The sequence below is a fragment of the bacterium genome, from assembly GCA_035559435.1.
Taxonomy (GTDB): domain Bacteria; phylum Zixibacteria; class MSB-5A5; order WJJR01; family WJJR01; genus JACQFV01.
This window is the reverse complement of the sequence record DATMBC010000050.1, coordinates 25,370-38,198: the sequence shown is the minus strand read 5'-3', so window position 1 is coordinate 38,198 and position 12,829 is coordinate 25,370. Positions and strand designations below refer to the sequence as shown.

Sequence of the window (12,829 nt, the reverse complement as noted above, 5' to 3'; positions counted from 1 at the left end):
GCGGGACCGCGACAGTTCTCATGCCGCCACCAGCGCACCGTGTCGCTTGACCGGCACAACCGACGTCGTGTCGATCGCGGCGCACGCGGCCAGATCGGCGCCGAATCCCAGCGACATCAGGAACTGGCCGTGTTCGCTCTGCCAGAGCGCCATGTTGGGATCGTCCTTGTACCGATCCCAGAGCGCCTGCGCGGCGTAGGCGCTGTCGGTGGCCGGCTCGGCGTGCTCGGAGACCTCCCACAATTTGGCGATCAACGCGCCGGCGCAGACCGCATCCTCGAGGGCGAAGCGTCCCTCCTTGCCGGCGCAGACGATCAATGTGGTCAGCCCGATTCTGTCGATGGCCTCGGCCGCCGCCGTGAGATTCACAAACCCGGCGACCAGGGTCTCAGCCTTCTCCGGCGCGTTGGCCAGCGCCACCGCCCCGTTGGTGGAGGCGTAGAGCAGCGTGCGCCCGCCAATGGCTTCGGCTGTGTACTCGGAGGGCGAGTTGCCGCAATCGAAGCCGGGCAGTTTAACCCCGTCGCGCTCGCCGCACAGCAGGGCATCGGTCCGCCGGGCGGCACGAGCCGCCTCCACCGACGCGAAGGGCACCACCTCGCGCGCGCCGTTGGCCAGTGCGGTGCAGATTACCGTTGAGGCCCGCAGCACATCGATGACGACATAACAGCCCAGCGTGTCCTGGAATTGGGCCAGATCCTGCGCGCGGTTGCCGGGGGAGAGGGAGACAGAAATGAACATAGAGGAATGGCGCGCCACCGGTCGGGGTGGCGCGCCGAAGTTGTTCTTATCGATGGCTGGTATTGGCGACGAAGGGCGGCTTGACGACCGTGGCGGGAACGCCCTTGTCGCGGATAACGATCTCTAGCTTGGTTCCGACCTTGCTGTGCTCGGCAGCCACATATCCCATGCCGATCCCCTTGTCCAGCGACGGTGAGTGCGTGCCCGAGGTCACGGTCCCGATGGCGGCGCCGCCGGCGCGGATCTCGCACCCGTGACGCGGAATCGCTTTCTCGTCCATGACGAAGGCGACCAGCTTGCGTCGCGGGCCGGACTTCTTGATATCGAGGATGTGCTGTTTCCCGACGAACTCGAACGGCTTGTTCTCCTTGACCACCCAGCCCAGCCCCGCTTCGATCGGACTGGTGGTCATGTCGATATCGTTGCCATAGAGCGCGTACTTCATCTCCAGGCGTAACGTATCGCGCGCGCCGAGACCAATCGGCAACATGCCGAACGCTTGCCCGACCTCCATCGCCTGCTCCCAGAATCTCACCGCCAGATCATTGGGCAGGTAGATTTCGAATCCATCCTCGCCGGTGTACCCCGTGCGCGAGAAGACGATCGGGCGACCATCGTACTTCGTGTCGGCCGCCCAATAGAAGGGGATCGAGTCGAGGTCGTGTTTGATCAGCCGGCCGACCACATCCTGCGCGCGCGGACCCTGGATGGCCACCAGCGCGGTCTCGTCGGAGTGATTGGTCAGTTGGACCCCTGGCGGGCAGTGCTGCTTCAGCCAGGCGAAATCCTTGTCGATGTTGGCGGCGTTGACGACCAGCATCGCCCCCTCGGGGCGGCGGTAGATGAGCAGATCATCCACGATGCCGCCCGTGTCGTTCATCATCACAGTGTACTGGCACTGGTGTATTTTCAGCGCGCTTACATCGTTGGTGGTCATGCGCTCGAGGAACTCGATCGCGCCGGGTCCGCGGACGTCGAATTCACCCATGTGGCTCAGATCGAAGATCCCGACGGACTGGCGCACCGCGCGGTGCTCCGGGATGATTCCGGAGTACTGCACCGGCATGCGGTAACCGGCGAAGGGCACCATCCGACCGCCCAACCGCTCGTGGATCGCGGTCAGGGGCGTGAGTTTCAATGGCGCCGTTGCGGTTTCCATGTCTCCCCTCCTGCAATGCCGTTACGCGGCGTGACGGCTGGTGTAGTTGAGCAGTCCGCCTTCCATCAACACCGCGCGGTTGAAGGGCGTCAGGTCGTACGTCAGCGGGAAGTCGTACCCCTTGGTGACGTTGCGGGCCATGAGCGGCGCGCCACTTTTGATCTTGTCGGCCAATCCGGGGATGTCGAGGACATCGCCCTGATCGATGCGATCATAGTCGGCCGGGTTGGCGAAGGTCAGCGGCGGAATGCCGAAGTTGACGAGGTTGGCGTGATGAATGCGGGCGAAGCTCTTGGCGATGACGGCCTTGACCCCCAGGTACATCGGCGCCAACGCCGCGTGCTCGCGCGAGGAGCCCTGTCCGTAGTTGTCGCCGCCGACAATGATGCCGCCCTTTTTCTCCTTGGCGCGGCGCGGGAAGTCGGGATCGACACGGACAAAGACGAACTCCGAGATCGCCGGGATGTTCGACCGCAGCGGCAGCACCTTGGCGCCCGCCGGCATGATGTGATCGGTGGTGATGTTGTCGCCGACCTTCAGCAGCACTTCGCCATTGATGGCGCTGGGGAGCGGCACCTGCTTGGGCAGGGGCTTGATGTTCGGTCCGCGCTTGATCTCGACCTTCTGACGGTCCTGCGGCGGCTTGACGATCAACGCGTCGTCGAGCGGGATCTCATCCGGCAGCACGACTTTCGGTTCCGGACCCCAGGTGCGCGGGTCGGTGATCTCGCCGGTCAAGGCGCAGACGGCGCAAACCTGCGGCGAGGCGAGGTAGACATTCGCGTCCTTGGTGCCCGAACGCCCCTCGAAGTTGCGGTTGAAACTGCGGATCGACACGCCGCCCGATGGCGGCGCCTGGCCCATGCCGATGCACGGCCCGCAGGCCGATTCGAGGATGCGCGCGCCGGCGGCGATGATGTCGGCCAACGCCCCCGCCTGCGCGATCGCGGTGAACACCTGGCGCGAGCCGGGCGTCACCGTCATGCTCACGTTCGGATGCACATGCTTGCCCTTGAGGATGGCGGCGGTCACCATCAAATCGTAGAGGGATGAGTTTGTGCAGGAGCCGACGCACACCTGGTCGACCTTCAGTCCCGCCACGGTGCGCACCGGCACCACCTTGTCGGGCGAGTGCGGCTGGGCGATCATCGGTTCGAGCGTGTTCAAGTCGATGACAACCTCGCCGTCATAGGTCGCGTCGGGGTCGGCCGCCAGCGGCGTGTAGTCCTTCTCGCGCCCCTGCATCGCCAGATACTTGCGCGTGTTCTCATCCGATGGGAAGATCGACGTGGTGGCGCCGAGTTCGGCGCCCATGTTGGTGATCGTGGCGCGCTCCGGCACGGTCAGACTCTTGACGCCATCGCCCGCGTATTCGAGGATCTTGCCGACGCCGCCTTTAACGGTCAATTGGCGCAGAATCTCGAGGATGATGTCCTTGGCGGCGACCCAGGGCTGCAGTTTGCCCTTGAGATTGATGCGGATCACCTTGGGCATGGTGAGGTGGAAGGGGCCCCCGGCCATGGCCACGGCCACATCCAACCCGCCGGCGCCAATGGCCAGCATCCCCAGGCCGCCGTTGGTGGGCGTGTGCGAATCCGAGCCCAGCAGCGTCTTGCCCGGAACGCCGTACCGTTCCAGATGCACCTGGTGGCAGATGCCATTGCCCGGACGGGAGAAATCAATGCCGTAGCGGGCGGCGACGCTCTGCAGATACTGATGGTCGTCGGCGTTTTCAAAGCCCGCCTGGAGCATGTTGTGATCGACGTACGACACCGAGCGTTCGGTTCGGACCTTGTCGATGCCCAGCGCCTCGAATTGCAGGTAGGCCATCGTCCCGGTGGCGTCCTGCGTCAGCGTCTGGTCGATCCGGATGGCGATTGGCTGCCCGGCCACCGGCGTCCCGTCGACCAGGTGCGCGTTGATGATTTTTTGAACGAGATTCTGACCCATGGTCTCCTTCCTTCGCTTGATCGATGGCGTTGTATCAGGCGGCGATGTCGGCCGTCGCCCGACGGGCGGCGTCGCGGCCATTGCGCGCATTCTTCAGTTCGGCCCTCAAGAATCGCCCGGTGTGGGAGCGCTCGTTGCGCGCCACCTCTTCCGGCGTGCCGGCGGCGACAATCATTCCGCCGTCCTCGCCCCCTTCGGGACCGAGGTCGATGATCCAGTCGGCGGTCTTGATCACGTCGAGGTTGTGTTCAATCACGATCACGGTGTTGCCCCGGTCGACCAACTCGTTGAGGACGCCAAGGAGCATCCGGATGTCCTCAAAATGCAAGCCCGTCGTCGGCTCATCCAGGATATACAACGTCTGGCCGGTCGCGGTCTTTGACAATTCGGTCGACAGTTTGACACGCTGGGCCTCGCCGCCGGAAAGCGTGGTCGCCTGTTGGCCGAGGTGAATGTAACCCAGCCCGACCTGCGAGAGTGTCAATAGCTTCTGCCGGATGCGCGGAATGTTGGCGAAGAATTCGAGCGCCTCATCGACGGTCAGGTCGAGGACATCGGCAATGCTCTTGCCTTTGTACATGACCTCGAGCGTTTCGCGGTTGTAGCGCTTGCCCTTGCAGACCTCGCAGGGCACATAGACATCGGGCAGGAAGTGCATCTCGATTTTGATGATGCCGTCGCCCTCGCAGGCCTCGCAACGCCCGCCCTTGACGTTGAACGAAAAGCGACCGGGTTCATAGCCGCGCATCCGGGCCTCCGGCAACTGCGCGAACAGGTCGCGGATGAAGGTGAAGACGCCGGTGTAAGTCGCCGGGTTCGAGCGCGGCGTGCGTCCGATCGGCGACTGGTCGATGTCGATCACCTTGTCCAGCAGCTTGAGCCCGTCGATCCTGCGGTACGCCAGCGGCGGATGCTTGGCGTCGAAGAAATGCTGGGCGCAGATGCGGTAGAGCGTCTCATTGATCAAGGTCGACTTCCCCGATCCCGAGACACCGGTCACGCAGGTGAGCACGCCGAGCGGGAATTCGACGGTGACATCCTTGAGATTGTTGCCGCTGGCGCCGACGAGGCGCAACGCGTCGCCATTGCCCTTGCGGCGCAGGCGCGGCACCGGGATGGAACGACGGTGGCTGAGATACTGGCCGGTGAGCGAGGACCTGGTGGCTTTGATCTTGGCGGGCGGCCCGATGGCGACAATCTCGCCGCCGTTTTTGCCCGCGCCCGGTCCGAGGTCGACGACGAAATCGGCCTCCTCGATGGTCTCGCGGTCATGCTCCACTACGATCACCGTGTTGCCGAGGTCGCGCAGTCCGGTGAGGGTGTCCAGCAGACGGCGGTTGTCGCGCTGGTGCAGTCCGATGGAGGGTTCGTCGAGGATATAGAGCACGCCGACCAGGCGCGAGCCGATCTGGGTCGCCAGACGGATGCGCTGCGCCTCGCCGCCGGAGAGCGTCTGCGCCGAGCGGTCCAGCGTCATGTAGTCGAGGCCGACATTGACGAGGAATCCGAGCCGCTCGTTGATTTCCTTGAGAATCTGCCGCGCAATTTTCAGTTCGCGCGGATTCAGTTCAAGATGGGCGAAAAAGCGCGACGACTGTTTGATCGGCATGGTTACGACATCATGGATCGACTTGCCGCCGACGAATACGGAGAGCGCCTCGGGCTTCAGCCGCGCCCCCTTGCAGTCCGGGCAGGGGGTCATGCGCATGTACTGTTCGATCCACTGACGCACCGACGACGACTCGGTTTGACGGTAACGCCGCTCGAGGTTGGGGATGACGCCCTCGAACTTGCCGGTAAACTCCCCCTTGCCGCGGCCGTTGGAGTGCTCATAGGCAAACCGGAACTCCTTGGAGCCCGATCCATAGAGAATCACCTTCTGCGCCTCCTTGGGCAGGTCGCAGAACCGCGTGCGAAAGTTGAAGTTGAAGTGATTGGCGACTCCGCGCAGCATGAAGCGGTACCAGTTGGCCGGATCTTCGCCCCAGGGCACGATGGCGCCCTCGAAGATCGAACGGGTCGGGTCCGGCAGGACAAGATCGGGATCGATTTCGAGTTTGTGGCCCAATCCGCCGCAGGTGGAACAGGCGCCGAAGGGGGAGTTGAACGAAAACAGGCGCGGCGACGGCTCCTCGAACGACAGTCCGCAGTTGGGACAGGCCGCGTTTTCGGAGAAGACCGCCTCGTCATGCGACCCGATCACCACGCGGGCGGCGCCGGACGAGAGACGCAGCGCCGTCTCCAACGAATCGGCCAGACGCGATTTGATGGTCGGCGCGGCGACCAGACGATCAACGACCGCTTCGATGGTGTGCTTGACCTTCTTATTCAGGGCGGGCGCCTCATCGATTTCGAAGATCTCGCCGTCGATGCGCACCCGCACCAGCCCCTTCTTCTTGATCTGATCGAGGATGTCCTTGTGCTCGCCCTTGCGGCCGACCGCCAGCGGCGCCAGGATGACCAGGCGCGTCTTCGCCGGCAGGTCCATCAGCTGATCGACCATCTGCGAGACCGTCTGCCGCGCGATCGGGCGGCGGCAGCGCGGGCAGTGGGGGATGCCGATGCGCGCGTAGAGCAGACGCAGGTAATCGTAAATCTCCGTGACCGTGCCCACGGTCGAACGCGGATTGCGCGCCGAAGTTCGCTGCTCGATCGAGATCGCCGGCGAGAGACCGTCGATAAAGTCCACATCCGGTTTTTCCATCAGACCGAGGAATTGGCGGGCGTACGCTGACAACGACTCGACATACCGCCTTTGCCCCTCGGCGTAGATCGTGTCAAAGGCCAGCGATGACTTTCCGGACCCGGACAGTCCGGTAATGACGACCAGTTTGTCTCGGGGGATCTTCAGCGATAGGTTGCGCAGGTTGTGTTCGCGCGCGCCTTTGATTTGAATGAAGCCAGACATACGAGGCAGGACCTTCCGTGCCCACACGGCTCGAACGACTTAAGTGACTGTCGACAAGGCGTTAAATGCCGCCAAGCTCGTAAGGTAGCCGTTTCGGCAATAACAGGCAATCACTTACCGGAGTTTCCGTAGTCGGTGGGAATAAGCGGCGTACCCAGTTGTAATGAGGGCGTTGCGGCGGTCTGGCGGGTCGCATGTGATGGCGATCCGTCGACTTGCACGGTTGTGTCAGAGCCGTAATACGCGGGCCAGAAAGCGTTTGACTGCGGTTCGCGGAGGTGGGTAAATTCGCGGTTTCGCGTGGCTTTCTGAATGCCACACAACGGTTAAGGACAACCTTGAACGGGGAGAGGCAATTGCGTCGTATCGCGGGATTTCGTCGTCACGCCGTCGTGACGGTAGCGGCGTTGACCGGGGGGCTTCTCTTGCTGGCCGCGGCCAATGGGGAAGCCGCGGGTTTTTCGACCGCCGGGGTCGGGCTACGCGCCCGGTCGATGGGAGGAGCGTTTCGCGGGGTCGCCAGCGACTGGAGCGCGCTGAGTTACAACCCCGCCGGACTGGCGTTTCTGGAGAAAAACGAGTTGAACGCAACGCTCGGCACCTACACGCCGCGTCTGGCGTACGATCCCAACATCAGCGCCAACGGCATCGATCAGGGATTCCTGGCGGCGGACACCTCCGGCGAGCTGTATTCCACCAACGACACCTGGCCGATACCGTCCCTCGCATTGGTGATGGCGCCGCGCGAAGGGTCCAGCTGGGCGTACGGTGTCGGTGTGCTGTGGCCTTATGATGTGAACTACCAGTGGGATCTGTTCCGCTCGCCGCTGGGCTACAACACGGATTATAAGTTCAACACCAAGCGCAACTTCCACACCGACCTGGATGTGATGGACATCCACCCGACGCTGGCGCGCCGCTTCAGCGACAAGCTCGCCGTCGGCGTGGGTCTGTCCATCGCGCGCGGCGATGTGGTCTTCCGCCGCGTGATCGGGTTCGAGAACAACCTGCATGACTTGCTCGACGATTACCCGATCGACAACTTTTACGGCGACTATCGGATGGAAGGCAACGGGTTCGGTGTCGGCGCCAACATGGGTTTGCTGTGGCGCGCCTCCGAGAAGCTGAACATCGGATTCAGCGCGAAGACGCCGATGACGATCCCGATGGACGGCACCGCGGAGCTGAACATGGCGTGGCCGATCAACGCCGAGCGGCGCGACATTGAAGCCGATTTGTTCCCGGATGTGACCCGCTCGTATTTCCTCGGCGTCAGCGATCCGGTCCGCAGCGCAAAGAGTTATTTCCGTCAGACTTACGAATACGATCTCGATCTGCCCGCCGCCATCGGCGCCGGAATCGGCTACACCGCCAGCGACCGTCTGCTGTTGGCCGTGGACCTGGAGATGACCTTCTGGTCGGCGGTCGAGCAGTGGCAGATTGATTTTGCCGACTCGGGCATGGCGACCGGCGTGGGCGAACTGACCAGTCTCACCGTGCCGTTTGGCTGGGACGATCAGATTCGCGTATCCGGCGGCTTCGAGTACCTCGCCAAGGAGAACGTGGCCGTGCGCGGCGGCGTCTACTACGACGGCGGCGCGGCGGTGGACTCCACCTTCACACCCAACTTCCCGGATGTCGGCGACCGCATCGGGCTGACCGCCGGGTTTTCGTACGTGATTTCAGGGCAATGGGAATTGGCCGCGGCGCAGGAGATTGCCTTCGCCTCGGAGCGGGAGATCACGCAGAGCGGCGCCCCCGACGGCGTCCGCGTGTTCCCCGGCACCTATTCGTTGACGCGCTACGAGACGCTGCTGTCGGTCTCGTACCGGTTCTAACTGGGAGGATGATCCGTGCGTAAGCAGGCGACATGGTTTGGCCTTGGCGCGGCGGCGGTCGTCGCCGCCCTTCTGATGATCGGCTGCACCGAGCACGAAAGCCCGCTCGGTCCGCCAACCCTGTCCAGCAAGCAGCCGGTCACCACGACCTTTTCCTTCGACGCGCAACTCGACCGCAATTCGGCCGAGGACCGCGATTCCCGGCGCGTCACGGTGGTTTACGCCTCCGATGAACCGCCGACCATTCCGCAGGCGCCGTTTCCGGTACTTTATTTGCTTCACGACTTCCAAGGCGATGCCGGGTATTTCGAGCGCTACGGCCTGCAGACGCTGGTCGACGAAATGTATAAGAACGGCGAGATCGGGCGGATGCTGATCGTCACAGTGGACGCGTCGAACTATTTTGGCGGATCCTACTACCGCAATTCCGCGACCACCGGCAGGTACGAGGACATGCTCGATGCGCTCATCGACAATGTTGAGTTCACCTACAAGGTCCACACGCAGGGGGGACGCGCGGCGCGCGCCATCTCCGGCCAGGGCATGGGCGGCTACGGGGCGATGCGTTTTGCGCTCGATCATGCCGACATGTTCAGCTCCGTGTCCTCCATGTCGGGCCCGTTGTCGCTGGGCGACCCGAACGCCGGCACCGGTGTCTGGCATCCGACCAACGGCATTGTGCACCGGGTGTTCCAAGAGAACGGCACTGGTCCGGGCGATCCGCAGTTGTACGCCAAGTTGACCGCCGGCTTTGAGGTCCACGCCGAGACCCGCAATTTCCTGGCGATGGCCTCGGCGTTTTCACCCCATCCGTTGCGCGTGTTCGATTCGCTGGGTATGAAGCTGGTACCGAAGTTCCCGTTCATCGGCCGCTACGACACACTGTACAATCAGGAGTTCTACAGCCCGCGTCCGGCCGGCGCCAACACCCTGTCCTTTGACAGCCAGGTTGACACCTTCGGCGTGGGCGTCGATGTCATCTTCGATTCCAATGGCGCGATCTCCGAGCCGGTGTGGGCGCTGTGGCGCGACTCGGCCGACGTTAAGAACGTCTTTGTCGCCAAGCGCGCACAGGATCCGCAGTTCTGGAACGACCTGGACATCTATATCGATGTCGGGTTGGAGAACGAGTACGGCTACCTTGAGCAGAATCGCGACTTCCACCAGACGCTGACCCAGGCCGGTGTGGCGCATACCTATATCGAATACGAGGGCTCCGGCTCCATACGGCCCGGGCATTCCGATTTGCTGCTCACGCGGTTGCGCGAAGTCATCAAGTTCCACTCGGAACGTCTGGTCCGGCCCGCCGGCCCGCAGTGAGCGGACCGCGAGCGCGGGAGGGTTTGCGAGCGTCCCCCGGCACACGCCGGGGGACGTTTTCGTTGAGAGGGGAGCCTACTTGCGCCAGAAGGCGGGCACGGCCAGCGCGAGGACGGTGAGGATCTCGAGTCGTCCGAGGATCATCAGCAGCGCCAGCAGGAGTTTGCCGGCCGCCGGCACAAACGCGTAGTTGCCCATCGGGCCGACCGCGCCCAGACCCGGGCCGCAGCCGCCGAGGCAGGAGATGCTGGCGGTCAGTGAGGATGTCATGTCGACGCCCATCAGGGTCAACGCCAGCGATCCCAGCAGGAACAGAGCGAGATACGCGCCGATGTAGAGCGCGACCTCGCGCACGGTGCGCGGATCGATCGCGGTGCCGCCCACCCGCACCGCCAGCACCGCGTGCGGCCGGAAGCTCTTGACGAGATCATTCAGGAACGCCCGTGCCGCGACCACAATGCGCGCCACCTTGATCCCTCCGGAGGTGGAACCAGCGCAGCCGCCGATGATCATCAGCCCCATGATGAGCAGCCGGGCAAAATCGGGGTACTTGTCGAAATCGTCGGTGACAAACCCGGTCTCGGTGCTGGCGGTGACGACCGAGAAACTGCCATGCCGCAGCGCGGCCACCGGCGAGGGCTGCGCAGGCAGGATCACCGCGCTGATAGCGATGACCGCCACGGTCATGATGGCCAGGTAGGCGCGCAGTTCCGGATCGCGCCAGGCGTCGCGCCACTCCCCGCGCGCGACACGGTAGTAAAGGCCGAAGTTGATCCCCGCCAGCACCATGAATGCCAGCACGGTCATCTCCACCGCCAGCGAGTCGAAGCCGCCGATGCTCAGGTTGCGGGTGGAGAAGCCGCCAGTGGCGATGGTGGCAAACGAGTGTGTCAGCGCCTCAAACGGCGTCAGGCCGAACAGCCAAAGCATCACGACCTCGGCGAAGGTCAGGCCGATGTAGATGTACCAGAGGATGAGCGAGGTATGCCGGAGGCGCGGCCGCAGTTTCTCGGTGATCGGTCCGGCAGTCTCCGAGCGAAACAGATGCACCGCACCCAGTCCCAGCCGCGGGAAGATGGCGATGAACATCACGATGATGCCCATCCCGCCCAGCCAATGCGTGAGCGCCCGCCACCACAACAGCGCGCGCGAGAGCGCCTCGACGTCGGTGAAGGCGCTGGCGCCGGTGGTCGTGAAGCCCGAGACCGACTCAAAGACCGCCGAGGGCCAGTCGGGAAAGGCGCGTTCCAGCAAGTAGGGTAGAGCGCCGAACAGCCCCACGGCGAGCCAGACGATGGTCACGGTCGCCACCGCCTCACGGGCATGGATGTACTCAATCGGATTTTTGCGCCCCCATTGCCACGCCAAAAGCCCGATCGCGCCGGTCAGGCCGGCGGCGACGACGAAGTTCTGCACGGCGTCGAAGTCGGCATCGGCGACCGCCCAGGCAATCGACGTCGCCATGAAGAGCGCTTCGATGGCGAGGATTAGTCCCGCGACGCGGGCCAACAGGCGCAGATTCATCGATGGTCCGTTCAGAACAACGAAAGTGTTTTCTTACGGAACAACTGCTCCACTTCCTCCCGACGGTCGGGTGTCGTGAACACGATGACATGCGCCTGCTCCGGGACGACGTAGTCGCCGGAGGGAATGACGACGTCGTCATCGGTCACCACCGCGCCGATGCGGGCGCCGGACGGGAAACCGATTTCTTTGAGTGGCCGTCCGCAGATGCGTGCGCCATGGATGGTCTGCAATTCCAGCACCTCGCCCTGGCCATTGGCCAGCACGCTGACCGCCACCACACGTCCCTTGCGCACATAGCGCAGAACCTGGTTGGCGGCCAAAAGCCGCGGCGAGATGGTCGTGTCGATGCCAAGTTCCTCGTAGATGGGCGCGTAGTCGGGCTTGTGCGTCAGGGCGATGACGGTGGGGATCCCCATCTTCTTGGCCAGCAGCCCGGCCATAAGGTTGACCTCGTCGGAGCGGGTCACCACCACAAAGACATCGGCGTTGCCCAAATCGGCCGACCGCAGAAACTCGCTTTGCGTGCCGTCGCCGTGGATGACATTGGCGCCGGCCAGCTGCATGGCGGCCTGCTCGGCGACCTGGCCGTCGCGCTCGACAATGAACGAGTCGATGCCGAGTTTGGTCAGTTCGTTCGACAACGCCCGTCCGATGGCGGAGGCGCCGATGATCACCACTTTATTGGCGGGGTGGCGCGGGCCGACCAGCGCCTCGCGCGCCTCGTCGATCACGTCGGTGCGGCCAATGAGGTAGAGCTCGTCATCGACGTCGATGCGTTCGCGCCCATCGGGGATGATGAAACGGCCAGCGCGCCCGATCGCCGCAATCAGCGTGTTGGCGGGCGTGACCAGTTCAAGCAGCGTCTTGCCCACCGAGGGGGCGGCGCGGTCGTTGACACGCAATCGCACCATCACGATGCGTTCGTCGCTGAAGGTTTCAACCCAGAGGACCCCGGCCGCCTCGATGATGCGGGCCAACTCCACCGCGGCGGCGCGTTCGGGGCTGATCACCATGTCGATGCCCAGACTGGTGGCCAGCGAGCTGTCGGTGGTCAGCGGGTCGTTCGTGTCGGAGACGCGCGCCACCACCCGTCCGGCGCCGAGTTTTTTGGCCATCAGGCAGGCCAGCAGGTTGATCTCGTCGTTGTCGGTCACCGCGATGACCAGGTCGGCGGCGTCGGCTTTCGCCTGCGTCAGCGTGGAGAGACTGCCTCCGTCGCCGCAAAGCGTCATGACATCCATCGACTCCTGCGCGTGGGCCAGCGCGCTTTCGGACCGGTCGATCAGGGTGACGTTGTGATTCTCGGCAACCAGCACGGAGGCGATGTGCTTGCCGACTTCCCCCATTCCGATGACGACCACGTCCATAGTCATCTCACTTGGCCGG

8 protein-coding genes are annotated in these 12,829 nt (G+C 63.8%); 2 read left to right on the top strand and 6 right to left on the bottom strand.

Annotation, left to right across the window (positions count from 1 at the left end; all coding sequences use genetic code 11):
• Window positions 1-18: 18 nt before the first annotated feature.
• From VNN55_05665 to uvrA, 4 genes are read right to left on the bottom strand one after another with little or no spacing between them, the layout of a single operon-like run.
• Window positions 19-741: a 2-phosphosulfolactate phosphatase gene (locus VNN55_05665; protein ID HWO57035.1), complete on the bottom strand. Its 723-nt coding sequence runs from the start codon at window positions 739-741 to the stop codon at window positions 19-21.
• A 46-nt stretch (window positions 742-787) separates the two neighbouring features.
• Window positions 788-1,879 (bottom strand): glycine cleavage system aminomethyltransferase GcvT, encoded by a 1,092-nt coding sequence (gene gcvT, locus VNN55_05660; protein HWO57034.1) that lies wholly within the window; start codon window positions 1,877-1,879, stop codon window positions 788-790.
• 42 nt (window positions 1,880-1,921) lie between these two features.
• Window positions 1,922-3,850 carry an aconitate hydratase gene (locus VNN55_05655; GenBank protein HWO57033.1) on the bottom strand — a complete coding sequence of 643 codons (1,929 nt, stop codon included), beginning with the start codon at window positions 3,848-3,850 and terminating at the stop codon, window positions 1,922-1,924.
• A 34-nt stretch (window positions 3,851-3,884) separates the two neighbouring features.
• The gene (gene uvrA / locus VNN55_05650; protein ID HWO57032.1) at window positions 3,885-6,758 is read right to left on the bottom strand and encodes an excinuclease ABC subunit UvrA; all 2,874 of its coding nucleotides are present in this window, start codon (window positions 6,756-6,758) and stop codon (window positions 3,885-3,887) included.
• Window positions 6,759-7,114: 356 nt separating this feature from the next.
• On the opposite strand from uvrA, the gene VNN55_05645 reads away from it, so the two are divergent.
• On the top strand, window positions 7,115-8,596 hold the full coding sequence (locus VNN55_05645; GenBank protein HWO57031.1) for an outer membrane protein transport protein: 1,482 nt from the start codon (window positions 7,115-7,117) through the stop codon (window positions 8,594-8,596).
• Between the two features lie 15 nt (window positions 8,597-8,611).
• The gene (locus VNN55_05640) at window positions 8,612-9,916 is read left to right on the top strand and encodes an alpha/beta hydrolase-fold protein (protein ID HWO57030.1); all 1,305 of its coding nucleotides are present in this window, start codon (window positions 8,612-8,614) and stop codon (window positions 9,914-9,916) included.
• A gap of 75 nt (window positions 9,917-9,991) precedes the next feature.
• On the opposite strand, the gene VNN55_05635 is transcribed toward VNN55_05640, so the two are convergent.
• A complete protein-coding gene (locus tag VNN55_05635) occupies window positions 9,992-11,440 on the bottom strand; it encodes a TrkH family potassium uptake protein (protein ID HWO57029.1) in 1,449 nt (482 codons plus the stop codon).
• Window positions 11,441-11,451: 11 nt separating this feature from the next.
• On the bottom strand, window positions 11,452-12,810 hold the full coding sequence (gene trkA, locus VNN55_05630; GenBank protein HWO57028.1) for a Trk system potassium transporter TrkA: 1,359 nt from the start codon (window positions 12,808-12,810) through the stop codon (window positions 11,452-11,454).
• Between the last annotated feature and the right edge of the window lie 19 nt (window positions 12,811-12,829).